This is a genomic window from Pseudomonas sp. 34 E 7 (genome assembly GCF_900005715.1).
GTDB classification, from domain to species: domain Bacteria; phylum Pseudomonadota; class Gammaproteobacteria; order Pseudomonadales; family Pseudomonadaceae; genus Aquipseudomonas; species Aquipseudomonas orientalis_A.
In genome coordinates this window covers 98,239-114,611 of the sequence record NZ_CVTX01000156.1, presented here as the reverse complement: position 1 = coordinate 114,611, position 16,373 = coordinate 98,239, and the positions used below count along the sequence as shown (strand labels likewise).

Sequence of the window (16,373 nt, the reverse complement as noted above, 5' to 3'; positions counted from 1 at the left end):
AACCCGCAGGCGTTATGACTTTAATCCTAGGTATCGACCCCGGTTCGCGCATCACCGGTTTTGGCGTGGTGCAACAGACCCCGCGCGGCTGCGTGTATGTCGCCTCAGGCTGCATCCGCACGGGCGCAGGCGAACTGGCCGAACGCCTGCAGATCGTCTATCGCGGCGTGCGGGAGGTCATCCAGACTTACGGCCCGGTAACCATGGGCATCGAAAAAGTCTTTATGGCCAAGAATGCCGATTCGGCGCTCAAGCTCGGCCAGGCGCGTGGCGCGGCCATCGTGGCGGGGGCCGAGGAGGGCATGGAGATCGCCGAATACACCGCGACCCAGGTCAAGCAGGCCGTCGTGGGTACGGGTGGGGCCAATAAAGAGCAGGTGCAGATAATGGTCATGCACATGCTCAAACTCACCTCAAAACCCCAGATCGACGCCTCCGACGCCCTGGCCATCGCCATTTGCCACGCCCACACCCGCTCCAGCCTGCTGCCCCATGGCCTGGGTGCGGCACGCAGCCGTGGCGGACGCCTGCGTCTCTGATAGCATCAGCGCAATCGTTATTTCTGGTCAGGCCTGCTCTGACCCCCAAGCTTTAAGGATCTGAACCGTGATTGGACGCTTGCGCGGCACCCTGGCTGAGAAACAGCCGCCGCACCTGATTCTGGATGTGAATGGATTGGGTTATGAGCTTGAAGTGCCCATGACCACCTTGTACCGCTTGCCGTCGGTCGGCGAGCCGATAACCTTGCACACGCATTTAGTGGTGCGCGAAGACGCGCAACTGCTCTATGGTTTCATCGGCAAGCGCGACCGCGATTTCTTCCGCGAGCTGATTCGGCTCAATGGCGTCGGGCCCAAATTGGCTCTGGCATTGATGTCGAGCCTGGAAGTGGATGAACTGGTACGCGCCGTTTCAGCCCAGGACACCTCGGCCTTGACCAAGGTGCCGGGTGTGGGCAAGAAAACCGCCGAGCGTTTGCTGGTGGAACTCAAGGACCGTTTCAAGGCCTGGGAAGTGGTGCCGAGCATGTTCGCCCTGGTCCCGAACCAGCCGGATATGCCGGCAGGCCAGGTCGCCAGTGCCGAAAGCGATGCGGTCAGTGCGTTGATCTCCCTGGGCTACAAGCCGCAGGAGGCCAGCAAGGCCGTATCGGCCATCAAGGACAAGAACCTGAGCAGTGAAGACATGATCCGCCGAGCCCTGAAGGGAATGATTTAAGTGATAGAAGCTGATCGTCTGATCGCGGCTACCGGCCCGCGCGACCGTGAAGAAGTCCAGGACCGCGCCATCCGCCCCCTGAGCCTGGCCGACTATATCGGCCAGCCCACCGTGCGCGAGCAAATGGAGCTGTTCATCCAGGCCGCACGCGGGCGCAGTGAGTCGCTGGACCACACGCTGATCTTCGGCCCGCCGGGCCTGGGCAAGACCACCCTGGCCAACATTATTGCCCAGGAAATGGGCGTGTCGATCAAGTCCACGTCCGGCCCGGTGCTGGAGCGCCCCGGCGACCTGGCCGCGTTGCTGACCAATCTGGAACCCCACGACGTCCTGTTTATCGACGAGATCCACCGGTTGTCGCCGATTGTCGAAGAAGTGCTGTACCCGGCGATGGAGGACTTCCAGCTCGACATCATGATCGGCGAAGGCCCGGCGGCCCGTTCGATCAAGCTTGACCTGCCGCCGTTCACGCTGGTGGGGGCCACGACCCGCGCGGGCATGTTGACCAACCCGCTGCGAGACCGTTTCGGCATTGTTCAACGTCTGGAGTTCTATAGCACGGCAGACCTTGCGACCATCGTCAGCCGTTCGGCGAACATCCTCGGCTTGCCGCTGGACCCGGAAGGCGCGTTCGAAATCGCCCGGCGTGCCCGCGGTACACCTCGGATCGCCAACCGCTTGCTGCGCCGCGTGCGCGATTTTGCCGAGGTACGCGCCAAGGGGCATATCACCAAGGCGGTCGCGGACCTGGCCTTGAACCTGCTGGATGTGGACGAACATGGCTTCGATCACCAGGATCGGCGTCTGCTCCTGACCATGATCGAGAAGTTCGACGGCGGCCCGGTGGGTGTGGACAGCCTTGCGGCTGCAATCAGTGAAGAGCGTCACACCATTGAAGATGTACTGGAGCCCTACCTGATCCAGCAGGGCTATATCATGCGCACGCCGCGGGGCAGGGTGGTGACGCGTCATGCCTATCTGCACTTTGGGCTAAACATTCCGTCACGATTGGGAGAGATGCCTGTGGTAGACGAATTCCTTGATGCGGTAGACGATTAAAAAACTGTAGGAGCGAGCTTGCTCGCGAAAAACGTCAACGATGACGCAGTGTGTCTGGTGATACGCGTCGCGCTCAGGTGCTTCGCGAGCAAGCTCGCTCCTGCAGGGTATTTGCCATGTGGGGTGATTTATCTGAAGTTTGTGCTGTCCCAGTGTCTGGCGTCGTCATTCAGGCGTTGGAAATATGTTCAGGTATTGAAAAAACAGTTGTCCAGCCGGATTGGCAACCTGAGGAGTAAGCACTAGAGTATGCGCGCGCAAAACGGGGATCAGTCGTTCGCACATCGCTGTCGCGTTTATTACGAGGACACTGATGCCGGCGGCATCGTTTATTACGTCAATTACCTGAAATTCATGGAACGGGCTCGAACCGAGCGGCTAAGGGAGCTGGGCTTTGCCCAATCCACGCTGGCCGGGGAGGACCTGTTATTCGTCGTGCATTCCAGCGAGGCGCGTTACCACGCACCGGCGCGACTGGACGATGAGTTGCTGGTCAGCGCTGAAGTCATCGAATTGAACCGTGCCAGCCTGCGATTCAAGCAGCAGGTCAGGCGGGCTACGGATGCAACGCTGCTCTGTGAGGGGCAGTTCCTGGTGGCATGTGTACGCACCAACAGTTTGAAACCTCGGGCCATTCCCGAAACTCTACGTGCGGCCTTTGCTGCCGTGAGCGGCGCGGGTAAACAATCAAAGCAGGAGATTTAGCGTGGAACCTACCGTCGTCGACCATTCCTCGATGTGGAGCCTGGTCAGTAATGCCAGTATCGTGGTGCAACTGGTCATGCTGACCCTGGTAGCCGCATCGGTTACCTCTTGGGTCATGATTTTTCAGCGCAGCAACCTGCTGCGTGCTGGTCGACGCGCCCTGGAGAGCTTCGAGGAGCGCTTCTGGTCGGGTATCGACCTGTCCAAGCTGTATCGCCAGGCCGGCAGCAATCCGGACCCGGATTCGGGCGTCGAGCAAATCTTCCGCGCCGGCTTCAAGGAATTCTCGCGCCTGCGCCAGCAGCCGGGCGTTGACCCGGAAGCCGTGATGGAAGGCGTGGCCCGAGCCATGCGCGTGGCCATCTCCCGCGAAGAAGAGAAGCTGGAGCAAAGCCTGCCGTTCCTGGCGACCGTCGGCTCCGTCAGCCCGTACATCGGCCTGTTCGGTACCGTATGGGGCATCATGAACTCCTTCCGGGGTCTGGCCCAGGCGCAGCAGGCGACCCTGGCTACCGTAGCCCCGGGCATTGCCGAAGCCCTGATCGCCACCGCGATCGGCCTGTTCGCCGCTATCCCCGCAGTAATCGCCTACAACCGTTTTGCCGCCACCAGCGAAACCTTGATCGGCCGTTACTACACCTTCGCCGATGAATTCCAGGCGATCCTGCACCGTAAAGTGCACACCAGCGAAGAATAAGCAGGTAATTCCCAATGGCTTTAATCGCTCGAGCTCGCAAAAAGCGCAAGCCGGTCGCCGAGATGAACGTAGTGCCCTACATCGACGTGATGCTGGTGCTGCTGGTTATCTTCATGGTGACCGCGCCGATGCTCAACCAGGGCGTGAAGGTTGATCTGCCCAAGGTTTCCAGTGAAGCCTTGCCGCAGGACAACAACACTCAGGTCCTGACCATTTCGATCAAGGCTGACAAGACCTACTACTGGAACCTTGGCAGCGAAGTCGACACGCAGAAACAGCAGGACAAGGCCCTGACCTTGCCGGCGATGACCGATGCCGTGACCAAGATCATTCGTTCCGGCAACGAAGGCGGCAAGCACACCCAGGTGTTCATCCGCGGCGACAAGTCGGTCGACTACGGTTCCGTCATGGGCGCCATGGGCGGGCTGCAGAAGGCCGGCGTGGGTAACGTTGGCTTGATTACCGAGGCGCCCTGATGCAGCAACAGCGAGAGCCGTCCGCCTCGGAAAGCTTCTTCTGGCCTAGCGTCTGGGCAATTGCCCTGCACGTCCTGGTGTTCGGCATGCTGTTCGTCAGCTTTGCCATGACCCCGGACCTGCCGCCAGCCAAGCCGATCGTGCAGGCGACCCTGTATCAGCTGAAATCGAAAAGTCAGGCCACCACCCAGACCAATCAGAAGATTGCGGGTGAGGCCCAGAAGTCGGCTGCGCGCCAGACCGAAGTCGAGCAGATGGAACAGAAGAAGGTCGAGCAGGAAGCGGTGAAGGCTGCTGCGGAACAAAAGAAAGAAGAGGCGGCTCAAAAGGCCGAGGAATCGAAAAAGGCTGACGAAGCGAAGAAAGCTGACGAGGCGAAAAAGGCTGATGAAGCCAAGAAGTCCGAGAAAGCTGCCGAAGCCAAAAAGGCCGAAGAGAAACAATTGGCTGATATAGCCAAGAAGAAGTCCGAAGAAGAAGCCAAGAAAGCTGCCGAAGAAGAGGCCAAGAAAAAGGCCGCTGAGGAAGCCAAGAAGAAGATCGTCGAAGACGCGAAGAAGAAAGCCGCCGAAGACGCCAAGAAAAAAGCTGAAGCAGACGAGGCGAAGAAGAAAGTCGCCGACGACGCGAAGAAGAAAGCTGCCGCCGACGCCTCCAAGAAAAAGGCTCAGGAAGCAGCCCGTAAATCCGCCGAAGAGAAAAAGGCCCAGGCCCTGGCAGATTTGCTTTCCGACACGCCGCAGCGTCAGCAAGCCTTGGCCGATGAACGTGGCGATGAAGTCGCGGGCAGTTTTGACGACCTGATCCGGGCGCGGGCAGCGGAAGGCTGGACACGTCCACCTTCGGCACGTAAAGGCATGACAGTAGTGCTGCAGATCGGCATGTTGCCGGACGGTACGGTGACTTCGGTCAGCGTGGCCAAGTCCAGTGGTGACGGTTCGTTCGACAGTTCGGCGGTTGCCGCAGTCAAGAATATTGGCCGGTTGACCGAGATGCAGGGAATGAAACCAAGCGACTTCGCTCCCTATCGTTCATTCAAGATGACATTCACACCTGAGGATCTAGCCTTGTGAGAAACCTTCTTCGAGGAATGCTTGTCGTTATTTGCTGTATGGCAGGGATAGCGGCGGCGGATGAAAAGAACATCCTGGTTACCAGCGGCAGCGATCGGGCCACCCCGATCGCGGTAGTACCGTTCGGCTGGCAGGGCGGCAGCGTGCTGCCGGATGACATGGCCCAGATCGTCAGCGACGACCTGCGCAACTCCGGCTACTACGCACCGATTCCAAAAGGCAACATGATCAGCCAGCCCAACCAGGCCAGCGAAGTCGTGTTCCGTGACTGGAAAGCGGTGGGCGCGCAGTACCTGATGGTCGGCAACATCACGCCGGCCGGCGGTCGCCTGCAAATCACCTACACCTTGTTCAACGTGGCCACCGAGCAGCAGGTCCTGACCGGCAATGTCTCCGGCACCGCTGAACAACTGCGTGACATGGCCCACTACATTTCGGACCAGTCGTTTGAAAAACTCACCGGTATCAAGGGGGCGTTCTCCACGCGCCTGTTGTATGTGACCGCTGAGCGTTTCTCTGTCGACAACACCCGCTACACCCTGCAGCGTTCGGACTACGACGGTGCGCGTGCAGTGACCTTGTTGCAGTCCCGTGAGCCCATCCTGTCGCCGCGCTTCGCGCCGGACGGCAAGCGTATTGCCTACGTATCGTTCGAACAGAAGCGTCCACGTATCTTCGTCCAGCACATTGATACCGGCCGTCGCGAGCAGATCACCAACTTCGAAGGCCTCAACGGTGCACCGGCCTGGTCGCCGGATGGTTCGCGCCTGGCATTCGTGCTGTCCAAGGACGGCAACCCGGATATCTACGTGATGAACATGGCCTCGCGTCAGCTCTCGCGTGTGACCAGCGGCCCGGGTATCAACACCGAACCGTTCTGGGGTAAAGATGGTTCGACCATCTACTTCACCTCTGACCGTGGCGGCAAGCCTCAGGTCTACAAGGCAAATGTAAACGGCGGCGGCGCGGAACGTGTGACCTTTATCGGTAACTACAACGCCAATCCCAAGCTTTCGGCCGATGAAAAGACGTTGGTAATGATTCACCGTCAGGATGGTTTCACTAATTTCCGGGTTGCGGCCCAGGATTTGCAGCGCGGAACCGTGAAAATCCTTACAGATACCAACCTTGATGAGTCAGCCACTGTTGCGCCCAACGGCACCATGGTAATCTACGCCACCCGCCAGCAGGGCCGGGGAGTCTTGATGCTCGTGTCCATCAACGGACGCGTAAGGCTCCCGCTTCCTACCGCACAAGGCGAAGTCAGAGAACCATCCTGGTCCCCTTACCTGAACTGACGCGGCGCTACAAAAAGAAGTACTTAACACACTGGGGTTCATTAGGAGTTTCACGATGGAAATGCTGAAGTTTGGTAAGTTTGCTGCTCTGGCTCTGGCTCTGTCCGTAGCCGTTGGTTGCTCCTCTAAAGGCGGCGACAATGCCGGTGAAGGCGCAGCTGTTGATCCAAACGCTGGTTACGGCGCTAACACTGGTGCAGTCGACGGCTCCCTGAGCGAAGAAGCTGCTCTGCGCGCGATCACCACTTTCTACTTCGAATACGACAGTTCGGACCTGAAGCCAGAAGCCATGCGCGCTCTGGACGTTCACGCCAAGGACCTGAAAGCTAACGGCGCTCGCGTTGTTCTGGAAGGTAACACTGACGCCCGTGGTACTCGTGAGTACAACATGGCTCTGGGCGAGCGTCGTGCGAAAGCCGTTCAGCGCTACCTGGTACTGCAAGGTGTTGCTCCAGGCCAACTGGAACTGGTTTCCTACGGTAAAGAGCGTCCAGTTGCAACTGGCAACGACGAGCAGTCGTGGGCTCAGAACCGTCGCGTCGAACTGCGTAAGTAATTCGTCATGCGAACGTGCCGTCGTGCTCTGACTGTATTGGCTCTCAGCCTCGCACCGCTTGCGGTGTGGGCTGCGGTTCCTGTAACGGATAGCAACTCTGGCTATAACAATAGCGGCAGCAGTTATCCGCCAGCAGGTTATGGCACGAACGGCGCCTATGCTGGGGGCGCGGCTACGGCCGCGCCCTCGGCACAGGGCGAGCTGTTCAACCAGCTGCAACGCATGCAGGATCAATTGGCCCAGCAACAAGGCGCCATTGAAGTTCTGCAGAATCAAGTGAACCAACTCAAGCAAGAAGGCCTGGAGCGTTACCAGGATCTTGACCGACGTATTGGAGCCGGTGTTGCACCTGCCGCTACTCCTGATAATTCTTCTGCCGGTGGCGCGCCCAGTGCCGCTATCGGTGGTGCCGCTGCCGGTGGCGCAGCAGCGGGGGCCGCAGCGGCTGCCCCTGCCGCGAGCAGCGAACCGGGCGATCCGGCGAAGGAAAAACTGTATTACGATGCAGCCTTCGACCTGATCAAGGCCAAGGACTTCGATAAGGCCAGCCAGGCCTTTACCGCGTTCCTGCGCAAGTACCCGAACAGCCAGTATGCGGGCAATGCCCAGTACTGGTTGGGTGAGGTCAACCTGGCAAAAGGTGATTTGCAGGGGGCGGGCCAGGCGTTTGCCAAGGTCAGCCAGCTGTACCCAAAGCATGCCAAGGTGCCTGACTCGCTGTACAAGCTGGCTGACGTAGAACGCCGCCTGGGTCATACCGACAAGGTCAAAGGCATTCTGCAGCAGGTGGTTGCCCAGTATCCGGGCACCTCCGCCGCGCAGTTGGCCCAGCGGGATCTGCAACGCTTGTAGGCAATGCAGCCCGTTTAGAAGAAACCCGCGCCTGGCGCGGGTTTTTTCGTTAGAATCCACGCCCTTTTATGAAACACGCTTCCTGGGGTTGACGCGTTGGCGCAATCCCTTGAAGTGCCTGACGGAGGCGGACAGCCTGTTTAGCTGTTACGCCCGTGGCGACTATGCAAGACACATTACGTATTACCGAAGTTTTTTACTCGTTGCAGGGTGAAACGCGCACTGCCGGCCTGCCCACCGTATTCGTACGGCTCACCGGCTGCCCCTTGCGTTGCCAATACTGTGACAGCGCCTATGCCTTCAGCGGCGGCACCGTACGCACCCTGGATGACATCCTCGAGCAGGTTGCCGGTTACCGGCCGCGCTACGTCTGTGTAACGGGCGGCGAGCCGTTGGCGCAACCCAATGCCATCCCCTTGCTCAAGCAGTTGTGTGATGCCGGTTACGAGGTCTCCCTGGAAACCAGCGGCGCCTTGGATATCTCTGCGGTCGATCCGCGTGTCAGTCGGGTGGTCGACCTGAAAACCCCTGACTCCAAGGAAGCCCATCGCAATCGCTACGAGAACATGGACTTGCTGACGGCGAACGATCAGGTGAAGTTCGTCATTTGCTCTCGCGACGATTATGACTGGGCGACTTCCAAGCTGATCCAATACGGCCTTGAGCGTCGAGCGGGGGAGGTGCTGTTTTCCCCAAGTCATCACGACCTCAACGCACGCGATCTTGCGGACTGGGTAGTGGCGGATAACCTGCCGGTACGCCTGCAGTTGCAGTTGCACAAATACCTGTGGAATGACGAACCAGGTCGCTGAGACGGCTGTAGAAGGCCTTCAAACCGCGCCATTTTTAGCTTCAATGGGTTTTTTCTGATTTATTTCAAATAAGGTGTTGAATAATCCTTAGAAATCAGTATTATACGCGCCACCACACAGCGGGTCGTTAGCTCAGTTGGTAGAGCAGTTGGCTTTTAACCAATTGGTCGTAGGTTCGAATCCCACACGACCCACCATTTTTGGCGGTTTAGAAAATCCGGAAGGCCCACGCAAGTGAGGATTTCCGGGTTTTTTTTTGCCTGTCATTCCGCGTCACCCAATCGATACGCATTGCGCCGTGATCGATTCATCTCGCTGGTCAGCCGATACACCATCTTTTGTCTCGCCTCCCTGCCGATCCATCCAAGTTATTGCTCTTAAAATAGACAAGTTGAACAAATTCACCAATATTTTTATAGATATTGGTTGTTTGTGTATTTTTCTTCACGTTGTCGACTCAAATACGCAATTCATGCCAAGCTTTCTTTGTTTAGTATTGGATCCAATGTCGAGCGCGGTCAGCGAGGCCGCCCAGGCAACCGACGATCAGTTCTAAAAAGGAGAAGCCGCATGATGCTCAAGGACCCTTCCAGCAAATACCGCCATTTCACCACCGTCGATCTGCCGGACCGCCAATGGCCCAGTGTCGTGCAGGCTGCGGCGCCGACCTGGTGCAGTGTCGATATGCGTGATGGCAACCAGGCGCTGATCGAACCCATGAATGCCGAGCGCAAGCGCCGCTTCTTCGAGCTGCTGGTGAAGGTGGGTTTCAAGGAGATCGAGGTGGGGTTTCCCGCTGCATCCCAGACCGATTTCGATTACGTGCGTGAACTGATCGACAGTGGCGCGATTCCCGACGATGTGACTATCCAGGTGATGACGCAGGCGCGCAGTCATTTGATCGAGCGCACCTTTGAGGCCTTGAAGGGCGCACCGCGAGCGATCGTGCACGTGTACAACGCCACCGCGCCGGTGTTTCGCGAAGTGGTGTTCGGCGTCGACCGCGCCGGCTGCATCGACATCGCCACCCAGGCGACGCGTGAAATCAAGCGTCACATGGACAACAATCCAGATACGCAATGGACGTTCCAGTATTCTCCCGAAACTTTCTGCTTTACCGAGTTGGACTTCGCGCTGGAGGTTTGCGAGGCGGTGACGGATGCGTTTGGGCCGACGCCGTCGAACAAAATGATCCTGAATCTGCCGACCACCGTGGAAGTCTCTACGGCGAACGTCTTCGCCGATCAGATCGAGTGGTTTTGCCGACATTTCAGCCGGCGCGACAGTGTGGTCATCAGTGTTCACCCGCATAACGATCGCGGCACCGGGGTGGCGACGGCCGAGCAGGCTTGTCTGGCCGGGGCCGAGCGTGTCGAGGGCACCTTGTTCGGCAACGGTGAGCGCACCGGCAACGTGGATATCCTGACGCTGGCAATGAACCTCTACACCAGCGGCATCGACCCGCAACTGGATTTCTCCGACATCATTCATGTGCAGCGTGAGGTCGAGTTCTGCAACCAGCTGCCCACGCACCCGCGCCATCCCTACGCCGGGGAGCTGGTGTTCACGGCGTTCTCGGGCTCGCACCAGGACGCGATCAAAAAAGGTTTTGCGGCGCGCCAGGCCAATCCCGACGGACGCTGGGAAGTGCCGTACCTGCCGATCGACCCGGCCGACATGGGGCGCAGCTATGAGGCGGTGATTCGCGTCAACAGCCAGTCGGGCAAAGGCGGCGTGGCGTACCTGCTGGAACAGCATGGCATTGTCATGCCACGCCGTTTGCAGATGGAATTCAGCAGCCTGGTCCAGCAGGAAGCCGATGCTTCCGGCCAGGAAGTCAGCGGCGAGATGATCCTGGCCTGCTTTACCCGGCACTACCTGGATCAGGGCAACCCTTACACGTTGTTGCAGCCCAAGTTGGTCAGCGAAGGCAACGTGACGTATCTGGAGGGTACGCTGACCGGCGGCGCGAGAGACATCGAACTGAGCGGCGAAGGCAACGGCCCGCTGGCGGCGCTGGTGGACGCATTCGCTCAACGCGGCGTGCACTTCGACATCGCCGATTACCATGAGCATGCCACCCGTGACGGTGCCCAGGCCGAGGCGCTGGCCTACGTAGAGATCCGTGTGAACAACCAGCTGCTGTTTGGTGCCGCCCGCGACGGCAGTATCCTGCTGGCGTCCCTCAAGGCGGTGACGAGTGCGGTCAACCGCGCATCGCGTCTGGGCCTGCTCAGCGTGGTGAGTGCTGCGGTGCCTTCCTGAGATGAATGCGCATACCGCATTGGCGGCGCTCACCGGTAACTTTGGTCACGGTGACATCGTTGCCTCGCATCGACATGAAGAAGGCCAGTTGGTCTATGCCATCAACGGCGTGATGCTGGTATCGGTGGTCGGCACCACGTGGGTGGTGCCTTCCGGACACGCGTTGTGGGTGCCCTCGGGGCAGGAGCATCAGATCCGCATGACCGGCGAGGTGCGCATGCGCACGTTGCTGATCACCCCCGGCGCCCACCGTGCCTTGACCGAGGAGTGCCACGTCATCCGCGTATCGCCACTGCTGCGCGAGTTGATCATCGCTGCGTCCGAGGTGCCTGACAGTGAGTCGGCCGCGGTGCGTCATGTGCAGATTGTCGACCTGATTTTCTCCGAACTCGACCGGGCACAAAGGGTTTTGGCCCATGTACCGATCCCGGACGAGCCGCGGCTCAAGTCGCTGTGTGCCGACTTTATCGACAACCCCTCCCAGGAGTCGAAACTGGAGAGCTGGGCGGTGCAACTCAATATGAGTTCGCGCACCCTGGCTCGGCTGTTCCAGAAAGAGTTGGGCATGAGTTACGGCGAGTGGCGCAAGCGCACGCGGCTGCTGCTGAGCATGCAGCGCCTGGCCTGCGGCGTGTCCATTCTGGAAGTGGCGCTGGAGCATGGTTATCAAAGCCCGAGCGCTTTTACCGCGATGTTCAAACGCACCATGGGTTATACACCGAGCAACTGCCGTCTGGTCTGAGCCGCACCCGGCGTTCACACCCCTCCCACTGGACATGGCCCGCGGCTGCGCAGGGCCATGTTTGCGTCTGCGCGGCCGACGGTTGCTCAGGATTCAACGGTGGCACGCAGGTTGTCCCAATCGAAACGATGGTTGTCTGGAACTCGGGAGATGCGCGACGCGGTGCTCTCTTAATCTGCGTCTCTACTTAGCACTCTGGATTTCTGCGATGGGTTCGCCTTCTTTTTCCGCGCGGCACTGCCGTCTTTCGCTCCTGGGCGTGGCGGTTGTCTGGTTGACGGGGTGTTCCTCCTGGGTCGCCCATACGCCGGCGCAACCCCACCCGCAGCGCATCGATGCCTTGAGTCGCCTGCCGCAAGGCGTATCGGCCCAGGCGTTACCCGACCGTTGGTGGCAGTTGTACAACGACCCCAGACTCGATGCGCTGGTGCAGCAAGCGTTGGCGCACAACCGTGACCTGGCGGCGGCGCAGGCTAATGTGCAGGCGATGCTGGCCGGGATCATGCAGGCCGACGCCGAGCGCTGGCCGTCCACGCAGGCCTCGCTGGGCGCCGTTTACGGCAAGACGGCCGACGATCAGACCCTGGCCAAGGCCACCGACAGCCACGCGCCGTCGCAGTGGGCGTTCAACCCGGGCTTCGAGTTGGCTTACCAGGTGGATGTGTGGGGCCAGGTCCAGCGCAGTATCGAGCGGGCGCAGGTGCAGGCGGCGGCGGCCCAGGACGCCGAAGACCTGCTGCGTATCACGGTCGCTGCGCAAACCACCCGCGCCTACGTGAATGCCTGTGCCCTGGGCGCACGCGCCAAGGTGCAGCGCCATTCACTGGAAGTGGTCGGGCACAGCCTGGCACTGACCGATCGCCAGCGTCAGGCAGGCGTGGTCACGGATCTTGAATACAGCCGCATGCAGGCATTGCAGGGCGAAACCCTGGCCTTGCTGCCGATGCTGGAGGCGCGTCGCCAGGCCGCGTTGTATGAGCTGGCGATGCTGACTGGCGTGGCGGACCTGGAGCAAGGCTCAGGCGCGGCGACCTGCGAAGCGGTGCCGCAGCTCGCCGCCGCACTGCCGGTGGGGGACGGCTGGCAATTACTGGCGCGCCGCCCGGATATTCGCCAGGCCGAGCGGGCATTGCAGGCAGCCACGTTACAAGTGGATATCGTCCAGGCCGACCTGTATCCGAAGGTGACCTTTGGTGCGTCAGTGTCTTCCTCAGCCAGCAAACCCCATGAACTGGGCGACAGCAGCGCGGTGATGTTCGGCATCGGCCCGCTGATCACCTGGCAGTTCCCCAACTGGCGTGCCAATCGCGCACGGGTCAACCAGGCCCGGGCGCTCGAGCAGGTGCAGGTCGCGCAATTCGAGGCCAGCGTGCTCAACGCCCTCAAGGACGTGCGCCAGGCACTGGCGTTGTACGACGGCGAGCGCCAGCGCCACGCCGCCCTGAGCCAGGCGCTGGAGAGCAGTCAGCACGCCTACAGACTCGCGCAGTTCAATTACAACGCCGGCTCCATCGACTTTCTCGACGTGCTCGACAGCGAGCGTGAGCTGATCCGCCTGCAAGCCACGCGCGCCGACGCCGATGGCCAGTTGCTGCAGCGCCAGATCAGTCTGTTTCGCGCCCTGGGCGGCGGTTGGCAGTCCGCTTCCAGCCAGGCCCCGACCGCTGCGCTCACCCATGCTTCCGTCAATTCTTCCGGTACCCAGCCATGAATATCGCTGTTGATGAAAAAAACACTGTGCAGGATGAGCAGGAGCAGGTGGTCGAGCAACTCATGCACGACCGCAAGCAACGCCGCAAACGCAACCTGATCCTGCTCGGTGGTGCTGTTTTATTGATCGCGGCAGTGGCGTTCTGCGTGTATTGGATGACCATCGGGCGCTACCTGGAACAGACCGATGATGCCTACGTGCGCGCCGACTGGATTCCCATCAGTCCGCGGGTATCGGGCTACGTGGCCCAGGTGCTGGTCGAGGATGACCAGCCCGTCAAGGCCGGCGATGTGCTGGTGCGCATCGAGGACCGTGACTACCAGGCGAGGTTGGCCCAGGCCCGTGCGGAGTTGGCTGAAACGCAAGCCTCGATTGCCGCCCAGCAGGCCAACCTGCAAGTCACCGACAGCCTGATCGCGCAACAAAAGGCCGGTATTGCCCAGGCTGAGGCGCACACGCGCAGTGTGGGAGCGGAGTTGCGCCGCGCCGGTCTGGATCAGCGTCGCTATGAAGGCCTGGTCCGTGAGCATGCCGCCAGCGCCCAGCGCCTGGAAAGCGCAGCCGCCAGTTACACCCAGGCCAGCGCTGCGGTGGAAATTGCCCGGGCGATGCAGCGCCAGCAGGAAACCCGGCTGAATGTCGCCATTACCCGGCGCCAATTGGCCGATGCCTCGCTCCAGCAGCAAATAGCCCGGCGCGGCCAGGCCGAGGCGCAGTTGAAACTGGCGACCAACGCGCTTGAAGACACCTTGATCCGCGCGCCGATCGACGGGGTGGTGGGGCAGCGCAAGGTGCGCACGCGCCAGTATGTCGCACCGGGCCTGCCGTTGCTGGCGGTAGTGCCTCTGCACCAGGCCTACGTGGTGGCCAACTACAAGGAAACCCAACTGCGCGACATGCGCGCCGGGCAACCGGTGGATATCAGTGTCGACAGCTATTCGGGACGCAAGCTCACGGGGCATGTGGTGAGTTTTTCGCCGGGCTCGGGAGCGGTGTTCGCGCTGCTGCCGTCGGACAACGCCACCGGCAATTTCACCAAGATCGTGCAGCGCTTCCCGGTGAAGATCGTGATCGATCAGCACGATGAAGGTGGCCCGATTCTGCCGGGCATGTCAGTGATTACCACGGTAGATACCCGTCCTGCCGTGCAGGACGCCAAGCATGACTGAGGTCGGCGAGAAAACCGTCTCCTTTCGCGCCTGGGTGGCGGTGATCGGCGGGCTGTTCGGCTGTTTCATGGCCGGCATGAACGTACACGTAACCAGCGCCGCGCTGCCTGAAATCGAAGGCTCGCTGGGCGCGACCTTTGAGGAGGGCTCGTGGATTTCCACGGCGTATCTGGTCGCCGAAATCGTCATGATCCCGCTGACCGCCTGGCTGGTGCAGGTGTTTTCCCTGCGCCGGGTGATGCTGGTGGGCTCGTTTGTATTTCTGGTGGCTTCCATCGCGTGTTCCTGGGCGCCCAACCTGGAAGTGATGATCATCATCCGGGTCATCCAGGGCGCTGCCGGCGCGGTGCTGATCCCGTTGTCGTTCCAACTGATCATCACCGAACTGCCACCGAGCAAGATCGCCATGGGCATGGCGTTGTTCGCCCTGTCCAACAGCGTGGCCCAGGCCGCCGGGCCGTCGATTGGCGGCTGGCTGACTGACGCCTATTCCTGGCGCTGGATTTTCTACCTGCAACTGGCCCCCGGCATTCTGCTGTTGCTGGCGGTGGCGTGGTCCATCGATGCCAAACCGATGCAGTTGAGTCTGCTCAAGCGCGGCGATTGGGGCGGTATTTTGGCCATGATCGTCGGCCTGGGCGGTTTGCAGATCGTGCTCGAAGAGGGTGGGCGCAAGGACTGGTTCGGCTCCGATTTCATCGTGTGGATGTCCTTGGTCGCAGGCATCGCCCTGGTGTATTTCGTGCTGTCACAGCTCTACGGCAGCCGCTCCTTCATCAACCTGCGCTTGCTCAAAAGCTACAACTTCGGCGTGGCGAGCGCGGCGATGTTCATTTTTGGCGGGGCCACGTTCGGCCTGGTCTTTCTGGTACCCAATTACCTGTCCCAGTTGCAGGGTTACAACGCGCGCGAAATCGGCATCAGCCTGATTGCCTACGGGATGGTGCAACTGGTGCTGGCACCGTCCATGCCGCGCCTGATGAAGTGGCTCAACCCCAAGCTGATGGTTGCCAGCGGATTTTTCATCATGGCCCTGGGGTGCTATCTCGGTGCGCATCTGGACGTGGACAGCGCCGCCAACGTGATCATCCCGTCCACCGTGGTACGGGGCATCGGGCAGCCATTGATCATGGTGGCGTTGTCGGTGTTGGCCGTGTCCGGGCTGGCCAAGGATGAGGCCGGTTCGGCTTCCGCCTTGTTCTCCATGCTGCGCAACCTGGGTGGCGCCGTGGGCACAGCCGGGTTGACGCAGATCGTTGCGATGCGCGAACGCTTTCATTCCGAGCGCGTCGGCGAGTCGATCACCCTGTTTTCCCCGTCATTGCAGGAGCGCCTGCGCGCCAGCATGGCAGACAGTGAAGCATTCATCTTCAACCAGCTATTGCCCGCCCAACAGCAAGTGATTGAAAGCCTGATGCATACGGTGCGTCGCGAGGCCTACCTGATGGCCTACAGCGATGCGTTCTACGTGTCCTGTATCGCGTTGATCCTGTGTGGTGTGGCGGCATTGGCATTGCGTCAACAAGCGAAGCATTGAATGCTCGCAGCTCGCGATATTCGCGACGGCTACAACCCTTGCAACCGGATGACAGAGCGCATCACTTGGTGGTGTTTCGCACTACTGGTCACGATTTCCAGCGGGAGCAGGTGACACAATGGTGGCGGCACCTGTCGACGATCGACGGTGACAATGCGTTATTCGTGTCTGTCGGCGTCTACCCCAAGGATGTTGAGGCACGC

16 protein-coding genes and 1 tRNA gene are annotated in these 16,373 nt (G+C 60.3%); all 17 read left to right on the top strand.

What is annotated here, in order from left to right:
* Window positions 1-14 precede the first annotated feature (14 nt).
* Window positions 15-539 (top strand): crossover junction endodeoxyribonuclease RuvC, encoded by a 525-nt coding sequence (gene ruvC / locus BFP96_RS19850; RefSeq protein WP_065936871.1) that lies wholly within the window; start codon window positions 15-17, stop codon window positions 537-539.
* 67 nt (window positions 540-606) lie between these two features.
* The gene (ruvA, locus tag BFP96_RS19845; protein ID WP_003175802.1) at window positions 607-1,218 is read left to right on the top strand and encodes a Holliday junction branch migration protein RuvA; all 612 of its coding nucleotides are present in this window, start codon (window positions 607-609) and stop codon (window positions 1,216-1,218) included.
* A complete protein-coding gene (gene ruvB, locus BFP96_RS19840) occupies window positions 1,219-2,277 on the top strand; it encodes a Holliday junction branch migration DNA helicase RuvB (protein WP_053135842.1) in 1,059 nt (352 codons plus the stop codon).
* Window positions 2,278-2,526: 249 nt separating this feature from the next.
* Complete coding sequence (gene ybgC, locus BFP96_RS19830; RefSeq protein WP_003175800.1) at window positions 2,527-2,982, top strand: tol-pal system-associated acyl-CoA thioesterase; 456 nt, start codon at window positions 2,527-2,529, stop codon at window positions 2,980-2,982.
* Between the two features lies 1 nt (window position 2,983).
* A complete protein-coding gene (gene tolQ, locus BFP96_RS19825) occupies window positions 2,984-3,679 on the top strand; it encodes a protein TolQ (protein ID WP_034115768.1) in 696 nt (231 codons plus the stop codon).
* A 23-nt stretch (window positions 3,680-3,702) separates the two neighbouring features.
* Window positions 3,703-4,155, top strand: a complete 453-nt coding sequence (gene tolR / locus BFP96_RS19820; RefSeq protein ID WP_161793227.1) for a protein TolR — start codon at window positions 3,703-3,705, stop codon at window positions 4,153-4,155.
* Window positions 4,155-5,228, top strand: a complete 1,074-nt coding sequence (gene tolA, locus BFP96_RS19815; RefSeq protein ID WP_065887602.1) for a cell envelope integrity protein TolA — start codon at window positions 4,155-4,157, stop codon at window positions 5,226-5,228. The genes tolR and tolA overlap by 1 nt, the downstream gene beginning before the upstream one ends.
* 17 nt (window positions 5,229-5,245) lie before the next feature.
* The gene (gene tolB, locus BFP96_RS19810) at window positions 5,246-6,526 is read left to right on the top strand and encodes a Tol-Pal system beta propeller repeat protein TolB (protein WP_065887603.1); all 1,281 of its coding nucleotides are present in this window, start codon (window positions 5,246-5,248) and stop codon (window positions 6,524-6,526) included.
* A gap of 55 nt (window positions 6,527-6,581) precedes the next feature.
* Complete coding sequence (gene pal / locus BFP96_RS19805) at window positions 6,582-7,082, top strand: peptidoglycan-associated lipoprotein Pal (protein WP_003193861.1); 501 nt, start codon at window positions 6,582-6,584, stop codon at window positions 7,080-7,082.
* A gap of 6 nt (window positions 7,083-7,088) precedes the next feature.
* Window positions 7,089-7,934 carry a tol-pal system protein YbgF gene (gene ybgF, locus BFP96_RS19800; RefSeq protein ID WP_065936870.1) on the top strand — a complete coding sequence of 282 codons (846 nt, stop codon included), beginning with the start codon at window positions 7,089-7,091 and terminating at the stop codon, window positions 7,932-7,934.
* Window positions 7,935-8,098: 164 nt separating this feature from the next.
* Window positions 8,099-8,746, top strand: a complete 648-nt coding sequence (gene queE / locus BFP96_RS19795) for a 7-carboxy-7-deazaguanine synthase QueE (protein WP_034128580.1) — start codon at window positions 8,099-8,101, stop codon at window positions 8,744-8,746.
* Between the two features lie 121 nt (window positions 8,747-8,867).
* A tRNA-Lys gene (locus tag BFP96_RS19790) sits at window positions 8,868-8,943 on the top strand.
* Between the two features lie 373 nt (window positions 8,944-9,316).
* A complete protein-coding gene (gene leuA, locus BFP96_RS19785; RefSeq protein ID WP_065896398.1) occupies window positions 9,317-11,011 on the top strand; it encodes a 2-isopropylmalate synthase in 1,695 nt (564 codons plus the stop codon).
* Between the two features lies 1 nt (window position 11,012).
* Window positions 11,013-11,753, top strand: coding sequence for an AraC family transcriptional regulator (locus BFP96_RS19780; protein WP_065895076.1), 741 nt, complete (start codon window positions 11,013-11,015; stop codon window positions 11,751-11,753).
* A 208-nt stretch (window positions 11,754-11,961) separates the two neighbouring features.
* Window positions 11,962-13,464: an efflux transporter outer membrane subunit gene (locus BFP96_RS19775; RefSeq protein ID WP_065936869.1), complete on the top strand. Its 1,503-nt coding sequence runs from the start codon at window positions 11,962-11,964 to the stop codon at window positions 13,462-13,464.
* The gene (locus BFP96_RS19770; protein WP_065936868.1) at window positions 13,461-14,633 is read left to right on the top strand and encodes an HlyD family secretion protein; all 1,173 of its coding nucleotides are present in this window, start codon (window positions 13,461-13,463) and stop codon (window positions 14,631-14,633) included. The genes BFP96_RS19775 and BFP96_RS19770 overlap by 4 nt, the downstream gene beginning before the upstream one ends.
* Window positions 14,626-16,170, top strand: coding sequence for an MDR family MFS transporter (locus BFP96_RS19765; RefSeq protein WP_065936867.1), 1,545 nt, complete (start codon window positions 14,626-14,628; stop codon window positions 16,168-16,170). Before BFP96_RS19770 ends, BFP96_RS19765 begins: the two co-directional genes overlap by 8 nt.
* The last annotated feature ends 203 nt before the right edge of the window (window positions 16,171-16,373 follow it).